30 protein-coding genes are annotated in these 26,425 nt (G+C 69.1%); 12 read left to right on the top strand and 18 right to left on the bottom strand.

Translation table 11 applies throughout. The annotated features are described in order from the left end of the window. Positions 1-9: 9 nt before the first annotated feature. Positions 10-801, top strand: coding sequence for an SDR family oxidoreductase (locus tag LZK98_RS03645; RefSeq protein WP_233785024.1), 792 nt, complete (start codon positions 10-12; stop codon positions 799-801). Positions 802-839: 38 nt separating this feature from the next. Here the strand turns inward: LZK98_RS03645 and LZK98_RS03650 are convergent, their stop codons facing one another. Beyond that, the gene (locus LZK98_RS03650; RefSeq protein ID WP_233785025.1) at positions 840-1,130 is read right to left on the bottom strand and encodes a 4a-hydroxytetrahydrobiopterin dehydratase; all 291 of its coding nucleotides are present in this window, start codon (positions 1,128-1,130) and stop codon (positions 840-842) included. 91 nt (positions 1,131-1,221) lie between these two features. Between LZK98_RS03650 and LZK98_RS03655 the strand changes: the two genes are divergently transcribed. The 3 genes from LZK98_RS03655 to LZK98_RS03665 are packed head-to-tail and all read left to right on the top strand — an operon-like array spanning position 1,222 to position 2,836. Then, positions 1,222-1,623 (top strand): metallopeptidase family protein, encoded by a 402-nt coding sequence (locus LZK98_RS03655; protein ID WP_233785026.1) that lies wholly within the window; start codon positions 1,222-1,224, stop codon positions 1,621-1,623. Next, a complete protein-coding gene (gene ccmA, locus LZK98_RS03660) occupies positions 1,620-2,204 on the top strand; it encodes a heme ABC exporter ATP-binding protein CcmA (protein ID WP_233785027.1) in 585 nt (194 codons plus the stop codon). The genes LZK98_RS03655 and ccmA overlap by 4 nt, the downstream gene beginning before the upstream one ends. Beyond that, positions 2,201-2,836 (top strand): heme exporter protein CcmB, encoded by a 636-nt coding sequence (locus tag LZK98_RS03665; protein ID WP_233785029.1) that lies wholly within the window; start codon positions 2,201-2,203, stop codon positions 2,834-2,836. The genes ccmA and LZK98_RS03665 overlap by 4 nt, the downstream gene beginning before the upstream one ends. A 157-nt stretch (positions 2,837-2,993) precedes the next feature. Here LZK98_RS03665 and LZK98_RS03670 read toward each other — a convergent pair whose 3' ends face one another. From LZK98_RS03670 to coxB, 15 genes are all read right to left on the bottom strand, one after another. Further along, positions 2,994-3,863, bottom strand: coding sequence for a class I SAM-dependent methyltransferase (locus LZK98_RS03670; RefSeq protein WP_233785031.1), 870 nt, complete (start codon positions 3,861-3,863; stop codon positions 2,994-2,996). Beyond that, entirely contained in the window at positions 3,860-5,260 is a 1,401-nt protein-coding gene (thrC, locus tag LZK98_RS03675; RefSeq protein ID WP_233785032.1) for a threonine synthase, read from the bottom strand. Before thrC ends, LZK98_RS03670 begins: the two co-directional genes overlap by 4 nt. Positions 5,261-5,320: 60 nt before the next feature. Next, positions 5,321-5,959, bottom strand: a complete 639-nt coding sequence (locus LZK98_RS03680; RefSeq protein WP_233785033.1) for an SURF1 family protein — start codon at positions 5,957-5,959, stop codon at positions 5,321-5,323. Further along, positions 5,956-6,354: a DUF983 domain-containing protein gene (locus LZK98_RS03685; protein WP_233785034.1), complete on the bottom strand. Its 399-nt coding sequence runs from the start codon at positions 6,352-6,354 to the stop codon at positions 5,956-5,958. Before LZK98_RS03685 ends, LZK98_RS03680 begins: the two co-directional genes overlap by 4 nt. Continuing rightward, positions 6,347-6,853 carry a DUF3291 domain-containing protein gene (locus LZK98_RS03690; RefSeq protein WP_233785035.1) on the bottom strand — a complete coding sequence of 169 codons (507 nt, stop codon included), beginning with the start codon at positions 6,851-6,853 and terminating at the stop codon, positions 6,347-6,349. Before LZK98_RS03690 ends, LZK98_RS03685 begins: the two co-directional genes overlap by 8 nt. A gap of 12 nt (positions 6,854-6,865) precedes the next feature. After that, positions 6,866-7,783 (bottom strand): cytochrome c oxidase subunit 3, encoded by a 918-nt coding sequence (locus LZK98_RS03695; RefSeq protein WP_233785036.1) that lies wholly within the window; start codon positions 7,781-7,783, stop codon positions 6,866-6,868. A 35-nt stretch (positions 7,784-7,818) separates the two neighbouring features. Next, positions 7,819-8,352 carry a cytochrome c oxidase assembly protein gene (locus tag LZK98_RS03700; protein WP_264757866.1) on the bottom strand — a complete coding sequence of 178 codons (534 nt, stop codon included), beginning with the start codon at positions 8,350-8,352 and terminating at the stop codon, positions 7,819-7,821. Then, on the bottom strand, positions 8,349-8,486 hold the full coding sequence (locus LZK98_RS03705) for a hypothetical protein (protein WP_233785037.1): 138 nt from the start codon (positions 8,484-8,486) through the stop codon (positions 8,349-8,351). Before LZK98_RS03705 ends, LZK98_RS03700 begins: the two co-directional genes overlap by 4 nt. Beyond that, positions 8,483-9,382 carry a heme o synthase gene (locus LZK98_RS03710; RefSeq protein ID WP_233785038.1) on the bottom strand — a complete coding sequence of 300 codons (900 nt, stop codon included), beginning with the start codon at positions 9,380-9,382 and terminating at the stop codon, positions 8,483-8,485. Before LZK98_RS03710 ends, LZK98_RS03705 begins: the two co-directional genes overlap by 4 nt. Before the next feature lie 190 nt (positions 9,383-9,572). After that, positions 9,573-12,122: a bifunctional lysylphosphatidylglycerol flippase/synthetase MprF gene (mprF, locus tag LZK98_RS03715; RefSeq protein WP_233785040.1), complete on the bottom strand. Its 2,550-nt coding sequence runs from the start codon at positions 12,120-12,122 to the stop codon at positions 9,573-9,575. Next, on the bottom strand, positions 12,104-12,508 hold the full coding sequence (locus LZK98_RS03720; protein WP_233785042.1) for a DUF2147 domain-containing protein: 405 nt from the start codon (positions 12,506-12,508) through the stop codon (positions 12,104-12,106). The genes mprF and LZK98_RS03720 overlap by 19 nt, the downstream gene beginning before the upstream one ends. After that, the gene (locus LZK98_RS03725) at positions 12,505-13,248 is read right to left on the bottom strand and encodes a virulence factor (protein ID WP_233785043.1); all 744 of its coding nucleotides are present in this window, start codon (positions 13,246-13,248) and stop codon (positions 12,505-12,507) included. The genes LZK98_RS03720 and LZK98_RS03725 overlap by 4 nt, the downstream gene beginning before the upstream one ends. A 303-nt stretch (positions 13,249-13,551) precedes the next feature. Then, complete coding sequence (locus LZK98_RS03730) at positions 13,552-14,211, bottom strand: peptidylprolyl isomerase (RefSeq protein WP_233785045.1); 660 nt, start codon at positions 14,209-14,211, stop codon at positions 13,552-13,554. Positions 14,212-14,314: 103 nt separating this feature from the next. Then, positions 14,315-15,979, bottom strand: coding sequence for a cytochrome c oxidase subunit I (ctaD, locus tag LZK98_RS03735; RefSeq protein ID WP_233785046.1), 1,665 nt, complete (start codon positions 15,977-15,979; stop codon positions 14,315-14,317). Positions 15,980-15,983: 4 nt separating this feature from the next. Then, positions 15,984-17,093: a cytochrome c oxidase subunit II gene (gene coxB, locus LZK98_RS03740; RefSeq protein ID WP_233785048.1), complete on the bottom strand. Its 1,110-nt coding sequence runs from the start codon at positions 17,091-17,093 to the stop codon at positions 15,984-15,986. Between the two features lie 165 nt (positions 17,094-17,258). Between coxB and pyrE the strand changes: the two genes are divergently transcribed. From pyrE to LZK98_RS03765, 5 genes are all read left to right on the top strand, one after another. Further along, positions 17,259-17,843, top strand: a complete 585-nt coding sequence (gene pyrE / locus LZK98_RS03745; RefSeq protein ID WP_233785050.1) for an orotate phosphoribosyltransferase — start codon at positions 17,259-17,261, stop codon at positions 17,841-17,843. Further along, positions 17,840-18,568 (top strand): pyridoxine 5'-phosphate synthase, encoded by a 729-nt coding sequence (locus LZK98_RS03750; protein ID WP_233785052.1) that lies wholly within the window; start codon positions 17,840-17,842, stop codon positions 18,566-18,568. Before pyrE ends, LZK98_RS03750 begins: the two co-directional genes overlap by 4 nt. Positions 18,569-18,722: 154 nt before the next feature. After that, complete coding sequence (acpS, locus tag LZK98_RS03755) at positions 18,723-19,130, top strand: holo-ACP synthase (protein ID WP_233785054.1); 408 nt, start codon at positions 18,723-18,725, stop codon at positions 19,128-19,130. Further along, a complete protein-coding gene (gene lepB, locus LZK98_RS03760; protein WP_233785055.1) occupies positions 19,123-19,989 on the top strand; it encodes a signal peptidase I in 867 nt (288 codons plus the stop codon). The genes acpS and lepB overlap by 8 nt, the downstream gene beginning before the upstream one ends. Then, complete coding sequence (locus LZK98_RS03765) at positions 19,986-21,074, top strand: AI-2E family transporter (protein WP_233785057.1); 1,089 nt, start codon at positions 19,986-19,988, stop codon at positions 21,072-21,074. Before lepB ends, LZK98_RS03765 begins: the two co-directional genes overlap by 4 nt. Here LZK98_RS03765 and LZK98_RS03770 read toward each other — a convergent pair. Then, entirely contained in the window at positions 21,026-22,096 is a 1,071-nt protein-coding gene (locus LZK98_RS03770) for a glycosyltransferase (RefSeq protein ID WP_233785059.1), read from the bottom strand. The genes LZK98_RS03765 and LZK98_RS03770 overlap by 49 nt on opposite strands. 167 nt (positions 22,097-22,263) lie before the next feature. Here LZK98_RS03770 and LZK98_RS03775 point away from each other — a divergent pair, with 167 nt between their 5' ends. The 3 genes from LZK98_RS03775 to LZK98_RS03785 are packed head-to-tail and all read left to right on the top strand — an operon-like array spanning position 22,264 to position 24,916. Further along, complete coding sequence (locus LZK98_RS03775) at positions 22,264-23,202, top strand: hypothetical protein (protein ID WP_233785061.1); 939 nt, start codon at positions 22,264-22,266, stop codon at positions 23,200-23,202. Next, positions 23,199-23,726 (top strand): DUF2141 domain-containing protein, encoded by a 528-nt coding sequence (locus LZK98_RS03780; RefSeq protein WP_233785062.1) that lies wholly within the window; start codon positions 23,199-23,201, stop codon positions 23,724-23,726. The genes LZK98_RS03775 and LZK98_RS03780 overlap by 4 nt, the downstream gene beginning before the upstream one ends. An 11-nt stretch (positions 23,727-23,737) precedes the next feature. Further along, positions 23,738-24,916 carry a glycosyltransferase gene (locus LZK98_RS03785; protein ID WP_233785063.1) on the top strand — a complete coding sequence of 393 codons (1,179 nt, stop codon included), beginning with the start codon at positions 23,738-23,740 and terminating at the stop codon, positions 24,914-24,916. Here the strand turns inward: LZK98_RS03785 and LZK98_RS03790 are convergent. After that, complete coding sequence (locus LZK98_RS03790; protein WP_233785065.1) at positions 24,874-26,340, bottom strand: DUF2029 domain-containing protein; 1,467 nt, start codon at positions 26,338-26,340, stop codon at positions 24,874-24,876. The two genes, LZK98_RS03785 and LZK98_RS03790, sit on opposite strands and share 43 nt — an antisense overlap. Positions 26,341-26,425: the final 85 nt, after the last annotated feature.

The following is a 26,425-nucleotide window of genomic DNA, read 5'->3' on the forward strand; positions in this document are numbered from 1 at the left end:
GGAGGGGCCATGCAGAAGGCGATCTTCATCACCGGCGGCGGATCGGGCATCGGCCGCGCGATCGCGGTGCGCTTCGCGCGCGAAGGCTGGCGGATCGGACTCGCCGACGTGAACGAAAGCGGGTTGGCGGCGACTGCGGCGCTGCTCCCGGACGGCGCCGACACCTATGTCATGGACGTGCGCGACCGCGATGCCTGGCGCGCGAGCCTCGCCGATTTCACGGCCAAAAGCGGCGGAAGGCTCGACGTGCTCGCCAACAATGCGGGTATCGCGCTCGGCGGCCCTTTCGCCGAGGCCGACTTCGCCGAGATCGACCGCACCGTCGCGATCAACTTCATGGGCGTGATCAACGGCGCGCGGATCGGTCATGCCTATCTGAAGGCAACGCCCGGCGCGTGCCTGCTCAATACCGCCTCGGCGTCGGCGATCTACGGCTCGGCGGGCCTCGCGACCTATTCGGCGACCAAGTTCGCCGTGCGCGCGCTGACCGAGGCGCTCGACGGCGAATGGCATGCCGACGGCATCAAGGTGCGCGGGCTCGTGCCGGGTTTCATCGACACGCCGCTGCTCGACCCGGCGGCCGCCGGCTCCAATCGGTCGATCCGCGAGACGGTGGTCGCGGCCGGGCTCGAGCTCAGCACGCCGGATCAGGTCGCCGACGCCGCCTGGGATGCGGTACACGGCGATGCGGTGTTCGCCTATGTCGGCAAGACCGCGCATCGCCTCCGCTTCGCCGCGCGCTGGATGCCAGGGCGGCTCCGCAAGATGATGCGGCAGGGCGCGGTGGCGCAGACGGAATAACCCCCCCGGGCTCCTGCCTTCGCAGGAGCACCGGGAACTCAGTCGACGATCGCGTCGATCGCCGTCGCGAGATCGATGTCCCGCGCCGACAGTCCACCGGCATCGTGCGTCGTCAACAGGATATCCACACGATTGTACACATTGGCCCATTCGGGGTGATGATCCGCCTTCTCCGCCATCAGCGCGACCTGCGTCATGAAGGCGAAGGCCTCGGCGAAATCGTCGAAGGTGAAGCGGCGGCGGATCGCGTCGCGTCCGTCGTCGTAATCCCAGTCGGGCAGGCCATCGAGCGCCTCGGCGCGTTCGGCTTCGCTCAGCGGCTCGATCATAACCTCTCCTTGGAGCGTGCATTGGTTCGGCACCGGGCCGGTGCCGGTTCAGCGTAGCTGAAATCGACTCCGACGATTAAGAGCAGAGGCGATGAGCCCGCAAGACCGCTTCGCGCCCGACGCCGCCGAGATCGAACGGCTTGCCCGCGCGAGCTTGGCGCGGATTCCGGCGCCATTCGCCGAGCATCTCGCCGACGTGGTGCTGATCGTCGAGGATTTCGCCGACGACGAGACCCTGGACGCGATGGGCATCGAGGACCCGTTCGAACTCACCGGCCTCTACCACGGCCGCCCCATCGGCCAGAAATCGTCGTTCGATTCGGGCGCGATGCCCGACCGCATCCACCTCTACCGCCGCCCCATATTGGAGGAATGGATCGAGACCGGCGTCGGGCTCGAACGGCTGGTGCATCATATCGTCGTGCACGAGGTGGGACATCATTTCGGCCTGTCGGACGACGACATGCATGGCCTAGAGGATTCGGCGGATTGAGCGCGGCGCTCGCGTTCGAGGGTGTGACCGGGGTTCGCAGCGGTCGAACCTTGTTCGACAGCCTGTCCTTTACGCTCCGTCCCGGCGACGCGGCGCTGGTCACCGGTCCTAACGGGGTCGGCAAGTCGAGCTTGATCCGGATCGCCGCCGGCCTGCTGACGCCCGCCGCAGGGCGGGTGACAGGGGACGGTGCGCGCGCGCTGATGGCGGAGACGGCGGCGTTCGACGGCGACCGCCCGCTTGCCGAGGCGCTGCGCTTCTGGGCTGTGCTTGACCTGTATGATGATCCACGCGGCCGGGTCAGCGACGCGCTCCACGATACCGGCCTCGCCGCACTCGCCGCCGTCCCGGTGCGGCTGTTGTCGACCGGCCAGCGTCGCCGCGCCGCTTTCGCCCGCGTGGTCGCCAGCCGCGCGCCGGTGTGGTTGCTCGACGAGCCGGCCAACGGGCTCGACCAGGTGTCGCTGGCGACGCTGGAACGGCTGATCGCACGCCATCGCAGTGAGGGCGGCATCGCGCTGGTGGCGACGCATCTTCCGGTCGACCTTCCCGGTGCGGCCACGATCGGGCTGACGCCATGATCGCGATCATCGCCCGGGAGGTACGGCGTGGCTATGCCGGCGGCGGCACGACGCTGGTCGTGGTGTTCTTCCTGCTCGTGACCGTCCTGTTCCCCTTCGCAGTCGGTCCGGACGGCGCGCTGCTCGCGCGGATCGGCGGGGGAGTGATCTGGGCGGCCGCGCTGCTCGCCGCGCTGCTGCCGGTCGAGCGGCTGATCGGCCCCGATCTTGAGCAAGGCGTATTCGACCAGTTCGCGGTGCGCGGGCTCTCGATGGCGGGCGTCGCCGCCGCCAAACTCGCCGGCCATTGGCTCGGTTTCGCGCCACCGCTGATGCTGGCGGCGGTGATCGCGGCCGGCCTGCTCGGGCTGCCGGGCGAGCTGCTGCTCAGGGTCGAGATCGGCCTGCTGATCGGCACGCCAGGTCTTGCCGCGCTGGGTATCGCCACCGGCGCGCTGGTGGCGGGGCTGCGGGGCGCGGGCGCGCTGGCCGGGCTGGTGATGCTGCCGCTGGCGGTGCCGTTGCTGATCTTCGGTGCCGGCTCGCTCGAAGGCGGCACCGGCGCGCTCAAGCTGCTCGCAGCGGTGAGCCTGCTGCTGGTCGCCGGCGCTCCGCTCGTTGCGGGAGCAGCGATTCGGATGGGACGAAGCTGAAGAGTTTTGTTCACGCAGAGGCGCAGAGAGCGCAGAGTCGGTGTGGCTTCGTCGGCGACAGCCGAAATCAACCGCCGGTCGATCGAGTTGAATAGACGCGCGCTGCCGCGCGCGAGACATCTCTGCGCTCTCTGCGGCTCTGCGTGAACAAGAACCTCTACCGCGACCACCGCGCAAAAATGGCCGTCGGCAACACCAACCCGCGCGCTTCCTCGCGTACGCCGAGTTCGCCCGCCTCGATCGTCCCACCCAAGTCACCGAGCTCCTGCCTCAGCAGCTCCCCGATCGCGAGCGCCGACATGCGCACGGCATAGACGGTGAGGAACAGAAAGCGCGACCTATCGTCGAGCAACCGCCGGCAATCCGCGATCAACCCCGGCAGCCCTTCCTCCAAGCGCCAAGTCTCGCCGGTCGGACCGCGGCCGAACTTGGGCGGATCGAGCAGGATGCCGTCATAGCGCCGCCCCCGCCGCACCTCGCGCGCGGTGAACTTGCTCGCATCCTCGACCAGCCAACGGATCGGACGGTTGGCCATGCCCGACAGCTCGGCATTGGCGCGCGCCTGCTCGACCGATTTCTTCGAGGCATCGACATGCACCATCCGCGCCCCGGCGGCCGACAAGGCCAGCGTGCCGACGCCGGTGTAGCCGAACAGGTTGAGGCACTCGGGGTCCCCGGCGCCGTCCAGCCGCTCGCGCATCCAGCTCCACACCGGCGCCATGTCCGGGAAGAAGCCGAGGTGGCGGAACGGCGTGGTCTGGGCGGTGAAGCGGGCCTCCTGCCACCGGAGCGGCCAGCCTTCGTGCGGCACCGGCTTGTCGAACCGCCAGCGCCCGCCGCCTTCTTCGTCGGAACCGGGGACGAACTCGCCATGCGCGTCCCAGTCGGCGGATGCGGGTGCCCACATCGCCTGCGGCTCGGGGCGGATGAAACGATAGGGTCCGTAGCGTTCGAGCTTGCGGCCGTGGCCCGAGTCGACGAGGCCGTAGTCGGCCCAGGGTTCGCCGATAAGCGTGAGGAGGCTCACGCCTTCGCCACCGCCCGCTCGGCGATGTAGCCGCTCACCGCCTCGAAGGTCGCGGGCAGCACATCGAAACGCTCCTCGCGCTCGAACAGATCGCCGACCCGGCCCGGCAGGCTCGGCCGCACCCCCGTCGCGCGCTCGACCGCATCGCCGAACTTGGCGGCATGAGCGGTCGCGAGCGTCACCACCGGCACCTCGGCGGGCAGATCCGCCCGGCGCGCGGCGGCGAGGCCGATCGCTGTGTGCGGGTCGATCACCTGGCCAGCCTCGGCACTGGCCCAGCGCATCGTCTCCGACATCTCGCCAGGCTCGATCCGGTCGCTCGCGAACAGCGCCGTCGCGCCCTCGCGCTGGGCATTGGTGAGGCGCATCGCCCTGGTCGTCTCGAACCCCTTCATCTGTTCCGCGATCGCGGCCCCGTCGCGGCCGGCGAGGTCGAACAGCAGCCGCTCGAAGTTGGAGCTGACCTGGATGTCCATGCTCGGCGCCGCGGTCGGCGTCACGGTGCCGGTCGAATAATCGCCGCTCGACAGCGCGCGGTGGAGGATGTCGTTGACGTTGGTCGCGACGATCAGCTTCGCGACCGGCAGTCCCATCCGCGCCGCGACATAGCCGGCGAAGACATCGCCGAAGTTCCCCGTCGGGACGCTGAAGGCGACCGGCCGGGTGGGTGCGCCGAGCCGGACGGCGGCATAGAAATAATAGACCACCTGCGCCATCAGCCGCGCCCAGTTGATCGAATTGACCGCCGACAGCGCGAACCGGCCGGAGAAGGCGGTGTCGTTGAACATCGCCTTCACCAGCGCCTGCGCCTGGTCGAAGTCGCCCTGGATGGCGATGTTGTGGACGTTTGGCGCGAGCACCGTCGTCATCTGCCGGCGCTGCACCTCGGAGACGCGGCCCTCGGGGTGGAGCATGAAGATGTCGACATGCTCGCGGCCGGCAAGCGCGTCGATCGCGGCGGAGCCAGTGTCGCCGCTGGTCGCGCCGACCACGGTCAGGTGGGTGCTGCCGCCGGTCAGGAACCGCTCGAACAATAGGCCGAGGAACTGCAGCGCGACGTCCTTGAAGGCGAGCGTCGGCCCGTGGAACAGCTCCAGCAGGAAATGGCGCGGGTCGAGTTGGACGAGCGGCGTCACCGCGGCATGGGCGAAGCGGCCGTAGGCGGCCTCGCACATCGCGCGGAGCTCGGCTTCGGTGAGCGCATCGCCGACGAACGGCGCCATGATCCGGACCGCCGTCTCGGGGTAGGAGAGGCCGGCGAGGCCCGCGATCTCGTCCACCGAAAGCGCCGGCCAGGCGTCGGGAACATAGAGCCCGCCGTCGCCGGCGAGGCCGGCGAGCGTCGCGTCGCGGAAGTCGAGAGCGGGCGCCTGGCCCCGGGTGCTGACGTAGCGCATGTCGGGCGAGCGCTTAGCGGGCGGGGGAGAGGGCGGCAAGCAAGCCGGGCTTGGCCGCGCTCAAGCCGGAGGCGGCGGCTCGGTGCCTCGCAGCCGCCGGCGCAGCGCGATCGCGTAGATGATAAGGGCGATGGCAGCGAAGACGAACCACTGCACCGCATAGGCGAGATGGTTGTTGGGTACCGCCGACAGGTCCGGTCCCGGATTGGCCGCGAGCCCGGCGACCGGCGTGCTGGCGACCAGCATCAGCGTCTTGGGCGTGCGGTCGAACAGGCCGCCGATCAGCGAACGGTGGTTCGGCGCATGACTGATCCAGCCGCTGACTTCGCCGCCCTTCCAGGCGGGATGTCCCTCCGGCGAGCTCGCGACTCCGAGCTGGACGGTGAGCGGCGGCCCCTCCGCCCCGGTCGCGCAGGTCACGATCTGGCGCCAGCCGGGCTTGCCGCTCGCGTCGCGCCCCGCTTCGCGGCTCCACGACAGCGGGCGCAGGCAATAAGCGGAGGATTTGCGGAACAGCACCTCGTCGCCGGTGCCGAAGCGCGGCCAGACGACCGGCGGCGCATGGAGATTGGCAGCATAGCGCTCGAGCGCGGCGAGCTTCTCGTGCCGGCGCTGGAGTTGCCAGATGCCGAGCCCGATCATCGCCGCGACGGCTACAGCCACGACGATCGTCGCGACGATCGGGACCGGCCGCCTCATTCGGGCGCCTTGATCCGACCCTCGCGCGCGGCGTTGCGATATTCGGCGGCGAGCAGCCATGCCTTGGCGATGCGCAGCGATCCCACCACGCCGGCGAAGGTGATCGGAATCCACAGCAGCATATGGACCCACAGCGGCGGACGGACGGTGAAGTCGGTGACCAGCGCCAGGATCACCACCACCGCTCCGACGCCGAGCGTCAGGAAGGCGGCGGGGCCGTCACCGACGTTGAAAGCGGAGAAATCGAGCCCGCACGCGCGGCATTTGGGAGCGAACTTGACCGGTCCCTCGAACAGCGTGGAAGCGCCGCAGCGCGGACACAGCCCTTTCAGCGATGCGGCGGCAATCGTCGGGGCGGCGCTCTCCGAAGCCGCGGCGGGTGTCGGGTCAGGCACGGCCTTCGCACCAGGGATCGGGCTGCATGTCGACCGGAGCGCCGGGCAGGCCGGGCGCGGGGAAGCGCGTCTTGAAGGTGAAAGCGCGTTCGCTCGGCCCGAAGCGGTCGATCATCCACAGCCGCGCCAGCCCGTCGGCAAGGGTCGGAATTTCGCCGGCCGGGATCCACCACAGCGCCTGATAGGCACCTTCGTAGCGCTCGAACCAGGACTTGCGCTGCGCCATCACCGGCGTGTGCTGGCTGCGATAGACGAAGCCGAACAGCGTTTCGGCGTCCGCCCATACCGACATGTTGGCGATCACCAGCGGATCGGGCGTCGGCTGGAGGTCGGTGGCGTTGTTGCCCTCGCCGGTCAGTCGCCAGACGAATCCCGGGCTGGCCTCGGCCAGCGCGTTGATCCGGTCGAGCTCGGCGAAGAAGCCGGCGACCTGGGGGTGCTCGGGCGGCGCGATCAGCCGCCCGATGTTGATCTGCGCGAGATGCCAGCCGGCGCTCACTCAGCCGCCCAATCAACCACCATGCACCGGCGCGCCCCAGCCGCCCCAGACGTAGATCGAGACGAACAGGAACAGCCACACCACGTCGACGAAGTGCCAGTACCAAGCCGCCGCTTCGAAGCCGAAGTGCTGGCGCGGCGTGAAGTCGCCCTGATAGGCGCGGATCAGGCAGACGATCAGGAAGATCGTACCGATGATCACGTGCACGCCGTGGAAGCCAGTCGCCATGAAGAACGACGCGCCATAGTTGATCCCCGCGAACGGGAACGGCGCATGGGCGTACTCGTATGCCTGGATCGAGCTGAACAGCAGGCCGAGCAGGATCGTCAGCCACAGCCCCTTCAGCACGCCGTCGTTCTCGCCGACGCCGATCAGGCCCCACAGGCCACGCTTGGCGCCGCCGCGCTGGCCGTGGATCAGCGCATGGTGCGCCCAGGTCACGGTGGTGCCGGAGAGCAGCAGGATGAAGGTGTTGAGCAGCGGGAACTCGAACGCGTTCAGCACCTCGAGCCCCTTGGGCGGCCATTGGCCGGCGGCATCGGTCAACAGCTCGACCGTGCCCTTCTCGCCGTGCGCGCCGGGGACGTAGCTGATCGCCGCCGGGAACAGCGAGAAATCGAAATAGGCCCAGAACCAGCCGACGAAGAACATCACCTCGGAGGCGATGAACAGGATCATGCCGTAGCGCAGGTGGAGCTGCACGACCGGGGTATGGTCGCCGCGATGCGCCTCGCGGATCACGTCGCTCCACCAGAAGAACATCGTCGCCAGCACGCCGGCCATGCCGAGCGCGAATATCCAATGGCCATAGTCATGGCCCTTCATCCACATGATGCCGCCCGACGCCAGGATCAGCGCGGCGATCGATCCCATCAGCGGCCAGGGGCTCGGTGGCAGAATATGATAGTCGTGGTTCTTGGCTCCGGCCATCGTCGCGTCCCTGTTAGGCGTGTTTGCTGGTTGCTCTAGCTTGCAGTCTTGCCGGAATCCACCGGGTAAAACGTGTAGCTGAGCGTGATCGTCTCGACGTCCTTGGTATCGGGATCGGTGCGCAGCTTCGGATCGACGAAGAAGATCACCGGCATCCGCACCGTCTCGCCCGGCTGCAGCGTCTGCTCGGTGAAGCAGAAGCACTGGATCTTGGTGAAATATTTCGCCGCCTGATAGGGCGTGACATTGTAGGTCGCCGTCCCCGTCACCGGCACGTTCGAGCGGTTGGTGGCGGTGAAGAACGCCATGTCGCGCGCGCCGACGTCGATCGTCTCCTGCTCGAGCTCGGGCTTGAAGCTCCAGGCGAGCTTGGGGCTGACGTTGCTGTCGAAGGCGATGCTGATCTTCTCACCCGTAGCCCCCGGCGCCTTGCTGCCGCGGTTGGTGGTGCCGTCGAGCCCGGTCGCCTCGCAGAACATGCGGTAGAGCGGCACGCTCGCGAAGCCGAGCCCGGTCATGCAGCAGATGCCGACCACGGCGAGGAGAGCGGTGCGCGTGTTGCGGTTCACGGCGCCATCCCCGCCTTGATCTTGGCGATGGTGATCGCGAACATCAGGATGACGAAGGCGCCGAGCAGCAGCGCCATCACCCGCGCGCGGGAGCGCTGCCGGGCGCGATAGCGTTCTTCTTCCTGCGGAGTCATGCCACCCACCTGTCGATCACCACGGCCGCGAACAGCAGCGCCAGATAGAAGAGCGAGTAGCGGAACAGCCGCTTCTCGGGGAGCATTGCATCGCCCTCGCTCGCGGTGCGCAGCGCCACCTGCAGCGCCATCGCGCCGAACACCGCGCTGAGCGCGATCGAGATCAGGCCGTAATAGGCGCCGGTCAGCCCCAGCGGCCAGGGCGCGACCGCCGCCGCCGCCATCGGAATCGTGTAGAGCCCGATCTGGTGCCGCGTCACCCGCTCGCCCGCCACCACCGGCAGCATCGGCACGCCGGCGTTGGCGTAATCGGTGCGCACGAACAACGCGAGGCTCCAGAAATGCGGCGGCGTCCACAGGAACACGGTCGCGAACAGCAGCACCGGCAGCCACGCGACGTCGCCGGTCGCCGCCGCCCAGCCGATCAGCGGCGGAAAGGCGCCTGCCGCGCCGCCGATCACGATGTTCTGCGGCGTCCGGCGCTTGAGCCACACGGTATAGACCAGCACGTAGAACAGGATCGAGACGGTGAGAATCGCCGCCGCGGCGAGATTCACCGCCAGCCCCATCAGCAGCACGGAAAAGGCGCCGAGCCCCACCCCGAAATGCAGCGCCGACTGGCGCTCCATCCGCCCGGCGGGAAGGGGACGCTGCGCGGTGCGCTTCATCGCCGCGTCGAGATCGGCCTCATACCATTGGTTGAGCGCCCCCGCCGCGCCTGCGCCGAGCGCGATGCACAGGATCGCGGTGAAGCCGATCACCGGATCGACATGCGCCGGCGCCGCCAGCATCCCGCACAGGCCGGTGAAGACGACGAGCGTCATCACGCGAGGCTTGGTGAGCGCGAGGAAGTCCCGCCAGTCGGCGGGCAGCGGGATTTGCGTTGCCGGAGTCATGGGTCGCGGACCCCCTTAGCGGCTCCGCACGCAGGACGAAAGCATGTGTCGCTTCCGGGATTTGGAGTTCGATCCATCTGGCCTGAAGCAGCTGTTCCCCGGCGAAGGCCGGGGCCCAGTCTCGAACCGTCTGCAACTGGGCCCCGGCCTTCGCCGGGGAACGGATTCAAAAACTGGCCGAATCCGACCTCTACCCGCTCACCAGCCGCGCGATATCGAACAGTCCCTGCGCGGCGGCGAGCCCCGGCGGGGTCGCTACGAACCGCGGCACCCAGCGCGGCCCGAACTTCGCCTTGAATGCCCTCAGCCCCGCGAAGCCGTAGAGCCGCTCGCCATTGTCGAACAGCATTCCCCCGATTCGCGCCCACACCGGCGCCAGCGATCCGCTGGGCAGCCCCGACAGCGGCGCCATGCCGAGGTTGAACCGGGCATAGCCTTCCGCCCGCGCGAGCTCGATCAGCCGCACGATCATCAGTTCCATCGTGCCTTGAGGCGCGTCGTCGGCGTGACGCATGAGGTCGATCGACAGCTCGCTGCCGTCCCCCGCGCGCCAGAGGTTGGCGAAGGCGACGATCTCGCCCGCCACGCGCACCACCGCGCAGTCGAAGCGGGCGAGATAGTCGGGATCGAACGCGCCGAGGCTGAAACGCTTCTCACGCCCGTGCCGGTCGCGCAGCCATTCGTCCGAGATTTCGCGCAGCCGCGGGATCAGCGGCGGCACTTCGGCGGCGGGCACGATCTCGAACCGCGATCCCGCCGCCTCGCCGCGGCGCAGCGCATGGCGCAGCGACTTGGCGCGCGGACCGTCGAGCGAGAAGGTCGCGAGATCGATATGCGCCTCGTCGCCGTATTTCATCGGCTGCAGCCCCAGGTCGACGAACAGCGGCAGCATCGCCTCGCTCGCCTGGAAGAAGCACAGCCGCCCGCGTGCGGCATGGGCGTGGCGGCGCAGCGCCCAGACCAGTTCGTCCCACGCTGCTCGCGGCCCCACCGGATCGCCCATCACGATCCAGCTGCGTCCCTGCACGCGGTACATGAGGAAGGCATCGCCGCCCGCCGACGCCAGGAACCTTTTGTCGCCGGTCAGCGCGAGGTTGGCGTCGCTGCGTCCCGACTGGGTGAAGGCGGCTGCGGCGACCGCGTCCGACAGCGTGTCGTCGACGGGACGCGGCCGGTATGCCGCCAGCAGCTCCCAGCAGGCGGTCGCGGCGAGCAGCACCCCCGCGCAGAAGGTCGCGCGCAGGAAGCGCGGCGCGTTGCCGTAGAGCGCGAACTTCCACCACAGGTCGTCGTCGTAGGGGACGTGCTTGTAGGCGAAGAGCCCGCTCCACACGCTCATCGCCACCGCCGCCGCGGCGGCCGCGAGCCAGCGCCAGTCGGGCGGCTGGGTGAAGATGCCGCCCTCGCGCACGAACGCCGGCCGGGCATATTGCAGCGTCGCCAGGATGCCTGCGAGCAGCAGCGCCTCCTCCCAGTCGAGCCCCTTCGCCAGCGAGAAGACGATGCCGCACGCCAGCATCAGCCGCGCCGCGTCGAACCCGCTGCGCAGCCGTGCGTGCAGTGCCGGCGCGACCAGCAGCAGCGCCGTGCCGACCAGGCTGCCGGCGAGATGCGAACCCTCGATCACCGGCAGCGGCACCACGTTATCGATCGTGTCGAGCCGCGCGTGCACGCCGGGCAGCGCCCCCGACACGAGCAGGATCAGCCCGCCGACGAAGATCAGCGCGGTGACCGCGATCGGCGCCAGCGTCTGCGCGCTGCGCTCGACCAGGCCGAGCCCGCGCGCGATCGGCCGGCGCAGGCGATGCCCCTCCGCTGCGACAAGGCTGGCAGCGGCGATCAGCAGCGGCAGGATGTAGTAGATCAGCCGGTAGAGCAGCAGCGCGGCGAACACCGCCGCGCGGTTCCCCGGCAGCGCGGCCAGCATCACCGCTTCGAACACGCCGGCGCCGCCGGGGACATGGGTCAGCAGCGCGATGACGATCGCCGCGGCATAGGCGACGACGAACGGCGCCAGGCTGTGCAGCCCCAGGCCCGGCACGAGCACGAACAGCGCGGTCGAGGCGGCGGCGAGATCGACGACCGAGATGGCGAGCAGCCGCGCCTGCTGGCGCAGCGGCGGCACCGTCAGCGTCGCACCGCCGAGCTCCAGTCGCTTTATCCCGGCCGCGCGAATCACCGGCGGGACGGCGAGCAGCGCGAACAAGGCGAAGGCGAGCGGCCGAGCGCCCACGATCCCGAACCCGTGCGGCGCCGCGATCAGCCCGACGCCGGCCACCACGGCCACGCCGGCCCAGAAGGCGAGCGAGGCGATCGCCATCACCTGCCCGATCTCGCCGAGCTCGAGTCCCGCGGCGCGGTAGACGCGGTAGCGCGCCGACCCGCCGGTCAGGATCGACAGGCCCAGGCTGTGGCTGAAGGCATAGCTGGTGAACGCCGCCACCGCCGCCGTCCGCCACCTGAGCGGGCGCCTGATGGCACGCAGCGCGACATAGTCGCCGAGTCCGAGCGCGAGATAGCTGAGCGCGGTCAGCGCGATCGCCAGGCCGATCCGGCCCCGCGGCACCTCGGCGAGCGCGGCGCGGACATCGCGCAGGTGCACGGTGTGCAGCACCTGGCGGAGCGCGATGAAGCCCAGCACCGCGACCGCGGTGACCGTCCCCAGCAGGATCCAGCGCGCATGTTTGCGCGCGAAGGCGAGAAGCCGGGCGACCGCCCGGCTCAGCCGACCCGGTGCCACACTTGCGACTTGCACAGCCAATGTCCGATCAGACAGCCCGCGATCGTCAGCTCATCCGGCGCGGTCTGCCGGATGTGCGAGGCGAAGCTGCGCCCCATGTCGGGCACATAGACGCGCCCGCTCCATTCGCCGTTCGCCTCGGCGCGATAGTCCTGCAGCAGCTCGGTGCCGATCAGCGAATCGACCTTGGCTGCGCGTGCATCGGCGAGCGCGGTCGCGTCCGCCCACACGATCCTGCCGCACATCCGGTCCTGCCCGCACGAGCCGGTGCTGACCTCGATCGTATGACGCGGATTGGCCCACCGCCCCGTCGGCGGCGGCGGTCCCGCCATCGCCGGAACCGGCAGCAGCAGGAGGAGGGGCAGGGCGAGCGCGGCGATCCTCATGCCCCATGCTCCCGCGCCGGCAGGAAACGGCGCAGGCTGGCGAGGACGTGGCCGATCAGCGCCGCCTCGTCGTGGGCGAGGAAATGGCCGCCCGGCATCGCCACCACGGTGGCATTGGGTAGCCTGACGAGCGGGCACAGGCTGTCGGTCTCGGCGGTCCCGTAGATGCAGGTCAACGGTGCCCAGGTCAGCGCGGCGGCGGTGACGGGTCCCAGCGAATCGGGCGTGCCGCGATAGGCGATCCCCGACGGATCGGCGCGGAAGAAGACGGTGCGCCCCGGCACCACCAGGATGATCGCCGCCACCCTGGACCTGAGGTCCGCCGGCAGCGCCGCCGCGCCGGTCTGGAGGATGTCGGCGCCATAGGACTGCCCGATCAGCACCAGCTTCCGCGCGCCGGTCACCGCCAGCGCCTTGCGCGCCGCGTCGGCGACGACCTTGTCGACATAGGCGCGGTCGTGGTGGACCGCGAACAGCGTCGAGGAGCTCACCCCCAGCACCGGCACGCCATGCCGCGCGAGCGCCGCGGTCGTCTTCGGCCCCATACCGAAGCGCAGCCCCATGTCACCGCTGAAGTAGAGCGCGGCGACATCGCTTCGCCGCCCTTCTGCCTTCAGGAAATGGAAGGGATCGCGGTCGAGAAACCCGCCCGCCCAGGCGAGAGCGCCAACCGCGAGCACGACCAGCGCCGCGACGAGCGCGATCCGGCCGAGAGGGCGGCGAAGGGAGAGCGAGACCATGCTCGCGGCCCTATCACCCCACGCCTCACGCGATCATGTCGCGCGGATGAAGAAGCTGTCATGTTGCCGGATGCGCGAAGGGGAAGGTTGGTTCACGCAGAGGCGCAGAGAGCGCAGAGGCGTCTAGCCTGTAACCCTGTCTCGCATCAGCGAGACCTTTTCGACCCGTGGAGCGTCAAGGATAGGGGCCGCTTGTGCGGCCGAGAGTGCGGCAGGTCCTAATCTCTGCGCTCTCTGCGCCTCTGCGTGAACCAACTATCTTCTTCTTCGCGCCCGCCTCCCCCGGGAGCAAGGGCGAGACAGCTACCGCGCCACCCCGATCAGCCACGGCTTGACCCCGCCCGTCGGCTTGGGCGTCCCGTCGAGCCGCTCGGCGCGGAGGATGGTGACGGGCTTCAGGATCATCTGCCCCTTCATCGGCCCCGATCCGCCGCCGGTCGGCAGCGCGAGGATGCGCTTCACCACGTCCATCCCCGCGACGACACGGCCGAAGGCGGCATAGCCCGGATATTGTCCCTCGGCATCGAGCGAGGGCATCGGCCCAACCATGATGCTGAAGTTGCCGGCGGCCGAATCGGGATTGGCGCCGCGTGCCATCGAGATGGTGCCGTCGAGATGCTTGAGGCCGGTCCTGTCGGTGCGCTCGAGCGGGACCGAGCCGGGCAGGATGCGTCGCGCATCGGTGCGGATGCCGCCCTGGATGAAGCCGAACTTGGGCGCGACCTTCTTGCGCGCCGCCCGATAGAAATCGACGCCGTCGAACCGCCCGTCGTCGACATAGGCGAGGAAATTGGCCGTGGTCTTCGGTGCCCGCCGCGCGTCGAGCGCCAGCATGATCGCTCCCGCCGAAGTGACGAGGCGGACGCGGACGAAACCGGGGGAAGGGCGGTTGGCGTCCTGTGTCCGAGCCTGTGCCGGCAGGACAAACGCGAGCAGCGCGAGGAGATGGAGGATCGGGCGCATCGGCGTGCCCGCTAGCGGGCCGTCGGCGCCCCTTGCAAACGAAAACGCCCCGGCGCGGGGCCGAGGCGTTTCGTTGGTCGGATCGGAGAGGCTCCGGCCGGGGTCAGTCGACCTTCGGGAGCGTCTCGAACTGGTGGTACGGCGGCGGGCTCGACAGCGTCCATTCGAGCGTCGTCGCGCCCTCGCCCCACGGATTGTCCCCCGCCTTGCGGCCGGCGAACAGGCTGATGATCAGGTTGATGAAGAAGATCACCATGCCGACCGCCATGATCGCGTAGCCGATGCTGGCGATGTGGTTGTAGTAGGCGAAGGCGTCCGGATAGTCCGGATAGCGCCGCGGCATGCCCTGCAGGCCCAGGAAGTGCATCGGGAAGAACAGCACGTTCACGCCGATGAAGAACACCCAGAAGTGCAGCTGGCCGAGGAACTCGTTGTACATCCGGCCGGACATCTTCGGGAACCAATAGTAGAAGCCGGCGAACAGGCTGAACACCGCGCCGAGGCTCAGCACGTAGTGGAAGTGCGCCACCACGTAATAGGTGTCCTGCATGTAATCGTCGACGCCGCCGTTGGCGAGCACGACGCCGGTCACGCCGCCGACGGTGAACATGAAGATGAAGCCCAGCGCCCACACCATCGGCGTCTTGAAGCGCAGCGATCCGCCCCACATCGTCGCGATCCACGAGAAGATCTTGATGCCGGTCGGCACCGCGATCACCATCGTCGCGGCGGTGAAGTACATCTTCACGTTCACGCTGAGGCCGGTGGTGAACATGTGGTGCGCCCACACGATGAACCCGACCACGCCGATCGCGACCATGGCGTAGGCCATGCCGAGGTAGCCGAACACCGGCTTGCGGCTGAAGGTGGCGACGATGTGGCTGATCATGCCGAAGCCCGGCAGGATCATGATGTACACCTCGGGGTGGCCGAAGAACCAGAACAGGTGCTGGTAGAGGATCGGATTGCCGCCGCCGGCCGGATCGAAGAAGGTCGTGCCGAAATTGCGGTCGGTGAGCAGCATGGTGATCGCCGCGGCGAGCACCGGCAGCGCGAGCAGCAGCAGGAAGGCGGTGACCAGCACCGACCAGGCGAACAGCGGCATCTTGTGCAGCGTCATGCCCGGCGCGCGCATGTTGAAGATGGTGGTGATGAAGTTGATCGCGCCCAGGATCGAGCTCGCGCCGGCGAGGTGCAGCGACAGGATCGCCATGTCGGTCGACGGCCCCGGCTCGCCATAGGTGGAAAGCGGCGCGTAGAGCGTCCAGCCGTTGCCGGCGCCGCCGAAGAAGGGCGAGGCGAGCAGCAGCGTGAAGCTCGGGATCAGCAGCCAGAACGAAATGTTGTTCATGCGCGGAAACGCCATGTCCGGCGCGCCGATCATGATCGGCACGAACCAGTTGCCGAACCCGCCGATCATCGCCGGCATCACCATGAAGAACACCATGATCAGGCCGTGTGCGGTGATCAGCACGTTCCAGAAGTGCAGCGCCTCGTCGAACGACTGCTCGCCGCCATGGAACAGGCTCGCCCAGGTGCCGAGATACTGGATGCCGGGCTCGGCGAGTTCGGCGCGCATCAGGCCGGAGATCGCGCCGCCGATGATCCCTGCGACGATCGCGAAGATCAGGTAGAGCGTGCCGATGTCCTTGTGGTTGGTCGACATGAACCAGCGGGCGAAGAAGCCCGGCTTGTGATCGGCGTCATGATGCGCGTGCGCATCGTGGTGGCCGTGCGCGTCGAGCGCGTCGATGGTGGTGTCGGTCATCGGCTCAGTTTCCGGGGTTGGCCGTCGCGGCCTGATTGGTGGTTTCGGCGGGAGCGGTGGCGTTCACGACCGGCTCACCCGCGGGCGCGGTGGTGGTGTTGCCGGCAGCCGCCTCGGAACCGGGCTGCGCCGGCGCCGCTTCGGACGGCTTGGCCGCGCCCGGCATCGCGCCGCCCTTGGCCTTCACCCAGGCGGCGAACTCGGCCGGCGACACCGCTTCGACCGCGATCGGCATGTATGCGTGGCGCGCGCCGCACAGCTCCGAGCACTGGCCGAAATAGAGGCCCGGCTTCTCGATGGTGAAGCTGGTCTCGTTGATGCGGCCGGGGACGGCGTCGAGCTTGATCCAGAACGCCGGCACCGCCCAGCTGTGGATCACGTCGGCGGCGGTGGTGATCAGGCGGATCGGCACACCGACCGGCAGCACGACGCGCTGATCGACCGCGAGCAGGCGCGGGCCGTCGGCGTCGGTGCGGTAGCGTTGGCCGGCGGGAACCTCCGACTGCTCCTTCAGCATGTTGGAGGTGAGCTGGATGCCGCCGTGGTCCGGATATTCATAGGTCCAGTACCACTGGTTGCCGGTCGCCTTCAGCGTCACCGCGCCCTTCGGCGCCGGCTTGAACTGCGCGGCGAGCAGGCGGATCGAGGGCACCGCGATCGCGACCAGGATGAGCACCGGGACCAGCGTCCAGATGATCTCGATGAAGGTATTGTGGCTGGTCTTGGACGGCGTCGGATTGGCGGCCGCGCGATAGCGGAAGATCACCCACAGCAGCAGCGCGAGCACCAGCAGCGAGATTGCCGTGATCAGCGGGAACAGCACCACATTGTGGAACCACAGCGCTTCCTCGCCGGTCTTGGTGACCTGGTGCTGGATGCCGATCCAGCCGTTGCTCGGCTGCCCGATGTGCTCGGTCGGGGCGAGCTTGGGCGCGCCGTCCTGCGCGAGGGTCGGATCGGCGGGAGCGGCGGCGTTGGCCGTCGCCGCTTCGGTCGGAGCCGCCGTGGTCGCGACCGCAGGCGCGGCGGTATTGGCAGGCGCCGCGGCGGCGCCCGCGCCGGCGAGCGCAAGCCCCGCGGCGAGGATCATCGTCTTGAGGGCAAACATGCGCATCGTGGCGAAACGTCCCTGTTGTTCCGGCGCTTGGATTGGCCGCTTGGTCGCGAGCGAAGGCTCGGTTGCTAGCGGCCTATACGCAAGCGATTGGCGCGCCTCAAGCATCTTGGATCGCCGCGGCCATTGCGATGAAGGCGGCGCGAACCTAGTAGGGGCGCCACGATGACCGACGACGATATCCTCGCCGAATTCCGCGCCGCCGACGCGCTGCTGGAAGGGCATTTCATCCTGTCCTCGGGCCTGCGCAGCCCGCGCTACCTGCAATGCGCCCGCGTGCTGATGGATCCGGCGCGCGGCGCGCGGCTGGCGGAGGAGCTGGTGCGGCGCTTCCCCGCCGAGCTGCGCGACGCGATCGAGGCGGTGGTGTCGCCCGCGATGGGCGGGGTGATCGCCGGGCACGAGGTCGCCCGCGCGCTCGGCGTGCCGGCGATGTTCGTCGAGCGGCCGACCGGCACCTTCGAGCTGCGCCGCGGCTTCCGGTTGGAGCCCGGCACCAAGGTGCTGATGATGGAGGACGTCGTCACCACCGGCCTCAGCTCGCGCGAGGCGATGAAGGCGATCGAGGAGGCGGGCGGCAAGGTGATCGCCGCCGCGGCGCTGGTCGACCGCTCCAACGGCAATGCCGCCTTCGACGTGCCGTTCGTGCCCCTGATTCGGCTGGAAGTGCCGACTTACGATCCCGAAGCGCTGCCGCCCGAGCTGGCGGCGATTCCCGCGATCAAGCCCGGGAGCCGCGCGGCGGCTTGACCCGGCAGCTGCGCCTCGGGGTCAATATCGACCATGTCGCGACCGTCCGGAACGCGCGCGGCTCGGGCTATCCCGATCCGGTGCGCGCGGCGCTGCTCGCGGCCGAGGCGGGAGCGGACGGCATCACCGCACATTTGCGCGAGGACCGGCGCCACATCACCGACGACGACATCGCCCGCCTGTCCGCCGAGCTGACGGTCCCGCTCAACCTCGAGATGGCGGCGACCGAGGAGATGCTGGAGATCGCGCTCCGCCATCGCCCGCACGCCGCCTGCATCGTCCCCGAGAAGCGCGAGGAACGCACCACCGAAGGCGGTCTCGACGCCGCCGGCCAGCACAATCACCTCGCGCCGATGGTGCGCGCGCTGGGGCAGGCGAACATCCGCGTCTCGCTGTTCATCGAACCCGACCCGCGCCAGATCGAGGCGGCGATACGTCTCGGCGCACCGGTGGTCGAGCTCCACACCGGCCGCTTCGCCGAGCTGGCCGGCGATGCGCAGGCGGAGGAGCTGCGCCGACTCGCCGACGCCGCGGCGCTGGCGGCGAAGAACGGCATCGAGCCGCATGCGGGCCACGGCCTGACCTTCGACAACGTCGTGGCCGTAGCGGCAATCCCGCAGCTCAGGGAGCTCAACATCGGCCATTTCCTGATCGGCGAGGCGATCTTCGACGGCCTCGCGCCGGTGGTGAAGCGGATGCGCGAACTGATGGATATGGCGCGGTGAGCCGGCTCCCAGAATCCTCCCCGGCACGGGGAGGGGGACCGCGCCGCGTAGCGGCGTGGTGGAGGGGGCCCTCCTCCAGCGAATCGTTTGAGGCAGGGCCCCCTCCACTACCGCCTTCGGCGGCGGTCACCCTCCCCGTGCCGGGGAGGAGCTTGTGATCATCGGCCTCGGCTCCGACCTGTGCTCGATCGAGCGCATCCAGTCGTCGCTCGACCGGTTCGGCGCGCGATTCGAGGCCCGCGTGTTCACCGAGGTTGAGCTCGCCAAGGCGAAGCGCCGCCCCTTCACCTACGCCGCGACGCTCGCCAAGCGCTTCGCCGCCAAGGAGGCCTTCTCCAAGGCGGTCGGCACCGGATTCAAGCGCGGCGTGTTCATGAAGGACATCGGCGTGGTCAACGCGCCCTCGGGCGCGCCGACTCTGGCGCTCACCGGCGGCGCCAAGGCGAGGCTTGACGCCTTGATCCCGGCGGGCCACCTCGCACACGTGCATTTGACGCTCACCGACGACCATCCCTGGGCCCAGGCCTTCGTCGTCATCGAGGCTATTCCGGATCATGGCTGACGACCTGGCGCTCGACCGCCCCGACACTGTTCCCGCGGAGGATGATGGCGTGGCGACGTCCAAGCCCAAGACCGACTGGTGGGCGGAGGCCCGCGGTATCGTCTGGCTGGTGCTGGCGGTGCTCGGCTTCCACAGCCTGATCGCCAAGCCCTTCTACATCCCGTCCGAATCGATGATGCCGGGCCTGCTGGTCGGCGACCGGCTGGTGGTGACCAAATATCCCTACGGCTACAGCTATGTCTCGCCGACCTTCCACGTGCTGCCGTTCATCCACGGCCGGCTGTTCGGGCGGATGCCCGAGCGCGGCGACGTGGTGATCGTGACGCCGCCGGGTGCCGCCACCGACTATATCAAGCGCGTGATCGGCCTGCCGGGCGACCGGCTGCAGGTGCGGGGCGGCATCGTCTATTTGAACGGCCGCGCGGTGCCCCGCGTCTATAAGGGCGACCGACTGATCGCGGCCGACGCCAACACCAAGTGCACCGATACCGAGGTCGCCGGCACCGACGGCAAGACCTATTGTCGCATGCCGATCTACCGCGAGACGCTGCCCAATGGGCGCAGCTACGACACCATCGACCGCGGCTATTCCGAAGGCGACAACTACGGCCCGATCACCATTCCCGCGAACCACGTCTTCCTGATGGGCGACAATCGCGACAATTCGGCCGACAGCCGCTTCCCTGTGAGCGAGCTCGGCCTCGGCGGCCCGGTCCCGTGGGAGAATATCGGCGGGCGCGCCGAGTTCATCACCTTCTCGCTCGACGGCTCCGCGACCTGGAACCCCCTGACCTGGCCCGCCTCGTTCAGGCCTGGCCGCGCCGGCACCTCGCTCCACCCGCAGCGGACGACCAAGTGACCAAGCCGCGCGATCCCGTCACCGCGCCGGGGCCGAACGACGGGCACGACGCGCGCACCTATGCCGAGCTCAAGAAGGCGAGCATCTGGCTCGGCCTCGCCGCGGCGATGGCGCTGGTGGTGCTGCTGATCCAGCCGCTGCTGATCATCTTCGGCGGGCTCGTCTTCGCCTCGATGCTCGACGGCGGCGTGCGGCTGCTCGGGCGGGTGCTGCCGATCCCGCGCGGTTTCCGGCTCGCGATCGTGATGATCGCGGCAGTCGCCTTCGTCGTCACCGTCTTCTATCTGACTGGCGTCCAGATCGCCGAGCAGGCCGAGCAGCTCCGCACCACGTTGGAGGTGCAGGCGAACCGCGTCGCGAGCTGGCTCGCCGAGCTCGGCGTCATGCCCGCGCGGTCGGACCTCGCCGGGATGGCGCAGCAGGCATTGGGATCGGTGGGGCGGCTGACCTCCGCGGTCGGCAGCGCGATCGGCGCGGTCGGCAGCCTGCTGATGATCCTGATCATCGGCCTGTTCGTGGCGATGGAGCCGCGCATCTACGGCCGCGGCCTCGAGTGGATGATCCCGCTCCACAGCCGCAACGAGTTCGCCATCACGCTCGAGCGCATGTCGGTGACGATGCGTCGCCTGCTTGCCGGCCGCCTGCTCGGCATGGCGTTCGAGGGGGTGTTCACCTGGATCTGCTTGTGGATCGCCGGCGTGCCGATGGCGCTGCTGCTCGGCATCATCACGGGCATGCTCGCCTTCATCCCCAACATCGGCGCGATCACCAGCGGCGTGCTGATGGTGGCCGTCGGGTTCAGCGCGGGCGTCTACACCGGATTCGCGGCGATCTTCATCTACTTCCTCGTCCAGAACATCGACGGCTACATCGTCATCCCGATGATCGCCCGCCGCACGGTCGACCTGCCGCCGGCGCTCACGCTCTCGGCGCAGATCCTGGCGAGCACCTTGTTCGGCGTGCTCGGCCTCGCGCTCGCCGATCCGATGGTGGCGATGATCAAGGTCGCGCTGCAGCGCCGCTCCGAGGCCGCGGCTCAGATCGAAGGCGTCGGCGACACCAGCGAATCGAACAGCGCGGCATAGGCCGCAGCGGGATCGCCGTTCTCGCCAACAGGCGCAGGGCGGCCTCGGCCGGGTGTTAGCCAATGGTCGAGCGCCGCGACCAGCGCGTCGGCGTCGTCGACCGGCACAACGCTGCCTTGATCGGCGCTGGCGATAATTTCGCGTACGGCGACGCTCGAATCAGTGCTGACCACCGGCGTCCCCACCGCCAACGCCTCGCGTAGCACACCGGGCACGCCCTCGAAGTCAGAGGTCAGCACCACCGCCGCCGCGCCGGCGATCGCGGCCGAGGGGTCAGCGACATAGCCGGGCAGGTCCACGCGATCGGAGAGACCGAGCGCTTGCACCCGGCTTTCCAATGCCGCGCGCTCGGCGCCCTCGCCGTAGATCACCAGTCGCACCTCGCGATCCGCAATCCGTGTCATCGCCGCGATCGCGCGGTCCCAGCGCTTCTGCGGCGCGAGCCGGCCGACGCCGAGCAGATAGCGGCCGGCCGGTATCTCGCCCGCGCCGTGCCGCGGCGCCGGATTGGGTATGACGTGCACAAGCTCCCGCGGCATCCGCATCGCCGCGACCGCTTCATTCGCCATCCCTGGCGTCATCGCCACCAGCGCGTCGACGAAGTGCGGATGCAGCCGCAACCAGGCGCGATAGCCGCCCGCCACAATCCTCCCCATGTCGCGGCGGACCAGCGCGTTGGAGACCTTGGCGACGATCGGCGGACAGGCGCGGCCGAGCCGCAGCCGGGTCCATCCGGCAATGCTGGTGTAGTGATTGCCGGGGCAGAACAGGATGTCCGGCGCGGCTTCCTGCGTGATTCGGGGCATCGCCCGGAGCAGCGCCGTGTAGCGCGAATCGCCCAGCTCGACGCAGGCGGCACCTTCGGGAATCTCCGCCGCGAGCGGCCCTTTGCGCGATCCGATGGCCAGCGTCACCTGTCGGCCCTGTCCGATCCACGCCTCGGCGAGTCGCAGCGCAACCTTTTCGACCCCACCGCCGTTCAGCGTCTGGATCGGCACGAGGATGTGGCGCGCGATACTCATCTTCGGCGTGCCGATAGCAAAGCGGCCGCTCTCCGCCCATGGATCGCTTTTGACATATGTTTGTCAAATTCCTGGGCGATGGGGAGGCGGATCGGGCTGGGGCCAGGGGCGCTCCCGCCCGGCTAGACCTGGCACCATACGGAATTGCCCCTTTGAATCCTCCCGATATGAGTGCCTCGACGACAATGCACGCCGACGTGCTGCCGTCTGCCCCGGCCGCGAATCAGCTCGCCGGGCTCGAGCCGATCGAACGCATCCGGCGGCGCTGGCCGATCGTGCTGGCCGGCCTGCTCACGTTGGCGATGGTGGCGGGCCTCGCTCATGAATTGTTCGGCGAGGGGCTGTCGGCGCTGAGCCGCGAGATTCCGCGCTCGCCCGGCTATTACATCGCCTTCGCGCTGCTCTACATGTCGCCGCCGACCTTCGACTGGCTGATCTTCCGCCGGCTGTGGGGACTTCCGGTCGCCGGCCTTGGTGCGCTGATCAAGAAGCGCGTCGCGAACGAGGTGGTGTTCGGCTATTCGGGCGAGGCCTATTTCTACGCCTGGGCGCGCTCGCGGCTGAAGATGGTGACGGCGCCGTTCGGCGCGGTGAAGGACGTGTCGATCCTCTCCGCCATCGCCGGCAATGCGATCACGCTGGCGATGATGGCGCTGGCGCTGCCGCTCGCCCGGAACCTGTTCTATCCGGAGACCTTCCAGAAGCTGGTGTGGTCGGCGGTGGTCATCGTCGCGATGTCGCTGCCGTTCATCATCTTCTCGCGCCGGGTGTTCTCGCTGCCGCGCGGGACCTTGTGGTGGGTGTTCGGCATGCACTGCCTGAGGCTCTGCTTCGGCTCGTTCATGATCGCGCTCGCCTGGCATTTCGCGATGCCGCATGTGTCGCTCGGCATGTGGCTGCTCCTCGCCGCCGGTCGCCTGCTGGTCTCGCGCCTGCCGTTCGTGCCGAACAAGGACCTGCTGTTCGCCAATTTCGCGATCATCCTGATCGGCCAGGGCGAGCAGCTGTCGGAGCTCATCGCCTTCACCGCGGCGCTGACCCTGCTCGGGCACGCCCTGTTCATCGCCTTCTTCGGCATCCAGGCGCTCGTGCGGAGGATCGGATGACGCGCGTGGCCGCGGCCGGTCTCGCTCTCGTCATGATCGCTCCCGCCTCGGCGCAGACCGGGCCGATCGGCAGCGATGCCGATGCCTGCGCCTCCGGGCGGGGGCCGGCGATCCGAGCCAATGTGGTGGGGCTCAAGGACCGCACCGGCCGGCTCAAGCTGGAGCTCTACCCGGCGACGGAAGAGGATTTCCTCAAGGACGATCGCGACCTGATCAAGGAAGGCAAGGTCTTCCGCCGCGTCTGGGCGGCGACACCGTCCGGCAACGGCCCGGTGACGATGTGCATCCGCGTGCCGGCACCCGGCCGCTACGCGCTGCTGTTCACCCATGACCGCGACGGCCGGAACAAGTTCAACTTCTGGCGCGACGGCGCGGGTTTCCCCAGCAATCAGAAGCTCGGCCGCAGCCGCCCCAAGCTCGACCAGGCACTGATCATGGTCGGCCGGGGAGTGGCGACCACGACGATCCAGGTGCAATATCTGCGCGGCCTGTCGGGCTTCGGCCCGTACAAGCCCGACGATTGAGGCGAACCGCGATGCGCATCGTCGACGTCAACGAATTCTACTCGCCGACCGGCGGCGGCGTGCGCACCTATCTCGACCGCAAGATGGGCATCCTCGCCGACATGGGGCACGAGCTGATCGTGATCGCCCCGGGCCGCGAGGACGCGGTCGAGGAACGGCCGGGCGGCGGCGTGGTCCATTGGGTGAAGGCGCCGCGCCTCCCCTTCGACCATAATTACGGATTGTTCTGGAGCGCGGAGCCGGTGACGCGGCTGCTCGACCGGCTCGACCCCGACGTGGTCGAGGCGAGCTCGCCGTGGCGGCCGGCCTGGATCGTCGGGCAATGGCAGGGCCGCGCGCTCAAGGTGTTCTTCGCGCACAACGACAATATGGCCGCCTATGCCGGCCGCTGGCTGGAGGGCGTGGCCGACATGGCGACGGTCGAGCGCTGGTTCGCCTGGTATACGCGCTATCAGGCGCGGTTCCTCGCCCATTTCGACGCCTTCGTCACCAATGGCGTGACGCTCGCCAAGCGCCACGCCCGGCGCGGCCTCACCGTCCATGCCGCGATGCCGCTCGGCATCGACCGCGGCTATTTCTCGCCCGAGCTGCGCGACGAGCAGCTGCGCACCGCGCTGCTCCGCCAGTGCGGCCTGCCCGGGGACGGGCATCTGCTGCTCGGCGTCGGCCGGCACCATCCCGAGAAGCGCTGGCCCTGCGTGATCGACGCGGTGCAGGCGGCGGGCGAGCGGATGCCGGTCGGGCTGATTCTGCTCGGCAACGGCGTCGCACGCGAGAAGTTGGCGCGCCGCGTCGAAGGCAGCCCGCATATCCGCCTGTTCCGCCCGCTCTACGACCGGCTGCGCTTTGCCCAGATCATGGCGAGCGTCGACGGGCTGATCCATGGCTCCGACGCCGAGCCGTTCGGACTGGTCGCGCTGGAGGCGGTCGCCTCCGGTCTGCCGCTGATCGTGCCGGACGAAGGCGGCGCCGCCGACATCGCCGAGCCGACCTTCGCCGAACAATATCGCGCCCGCGACGCCCGGAGCTGCGCGGCGGCGATCGAGCGACTGTTCCAGCGCGAGCCCGCGATCCTGCGCGCCGCCTGCCTCCACGCCGCGGCCAAGGTGCGCACCGACCGCGACCACGCCGCGGCGCTGGTCGACTATTATTCCGAGCTGCTCGAAGGCAAGCGCCGCGCCGCCGCTTGAGGCGGGACGTAGAGGCGGAAGCGCGCGCTCGCGACCGGCACCCGCCGCCAGCCATGCGCGGTCGCCCAATCCTCCAGCACGCGGTCGAGCGCATCCTCGCCAGCAGTCCATTTGCCTTCGCCGCCGACCAGGATCGCGGCCGGCGGAGCGACCACGAACGCAACCACCAGGTGGTCGCGAGCGACCAAGTGCTGCGACCATTCCTCGGCCGCCGAAAGCAGGCCATGGCTTCGGAAGTAGAAGGGGCCGGCCGCAAAGCGCGGATCGATCGGCCGCCCGGTCGCGGGCACGAACTGCGGGCTGAGCGTTGTAACCAGGCCGCGTGCGCCCGCCGCGTCGAGCGCCCGGCCGATCGCGAAACTCTCGGCCATTGCCGTGCCGAGACCGTGGCCCTGGATGAGTGCCCCGATCGACGGTGCCAATCCGGCGACGGCGAACACCGCGCAGGCAACGCGCAGCGCGCGGCCGGGCGGCTGTTCCTGCCAACGCATCGCCAGCGCGACGAACAGCGGGGGCAGCAGCGGCAGCAGATACTGGCGCCAGGTCGGGGTCGGCAGCAGCGCGGCGAGGACTCCGGCGACGATCAGCCAGCTGAGCAGGCGCGATCTCCGATGCGGCGCCACCAGCGTAAAGGCGAGCAGCGCAGGCCCAAGCGCCAGAAACTTGAGCAAATCTAGCAGCTTGATCGCCGACGACAATTTCCACGACCGGCCAGTCGCTTGATAATATTCGGCTGGTGCCTGCCCCGGGAATCCCAGCGTGCCGAACAATGCGGCCAGGGGTGCCAGCGCGAAAAGCCACATCGCCATCGCGATCACCGGCAGCGTGCCTGCGATCACCCACAATGGCCGGTGCCGCCGCCAGCGCAGCAGCGCGTAAAGCCCGTAAGTGATCGCCGGCAGCGCATAGGATATTTTTGCCGCCGTCGCGCCTGCAAGCAGCAATCCGATCGCAGCTGCGCCCCAGCGGCTGCCGTCGCCCCGTTCCGCCTTCAGGATCAGCGGCAGCGCCCATGCCAGCATTGCCGCCGGCAGGGCATCGTTGCGTGCGGTTCCCGCCGAGAACAGCAGGATGTCGCACGCCGCGAACAGCATCGCGCAGGCGATGGCGATCGTCCGCCGCGCGCCCGCGACGCGCGCGCCGGCATAGACGCCCGCCACCGCCGCCCAGCCGAGCAGCGCGTTGACGATCCGGAGCGCCGGATAGGCCCATGTCCCCGCCGCCCAGGCGATCGGCGCGAACAGCAGCGGCTGCAACGGCGTCTGCAGATAGGCATAGTCGCGATAAGGCAGCAGCCCTCCCGCGCTCAGCACCGCCGCGGCGACATACTGGCTCTCGTCGTGATCGATCGGCCGCATCCACGCGAGCGCGATCAGCACGACGGCAAGTACCGCCAACAGCGCGAAAGGAGGTGGCAGGCGCATCCTGCAGCGCGCCTAGCCTGCCCATGTCATAGTGTCACGCGCCCGACACATGGCAGGCGCAGACGGCCCGCGGATTGAAGAGGAC

This window comes from Sphingomonas cannabina, assembly GCF_021391395.1.
GTDB classification, from domain to species: Bacteria; Pseudomonadota; Alphaproteobacteria; order Sphingomonadales; family Sphingomonadaceae; genus Sphingomonas; species Sphingomonas cannabina.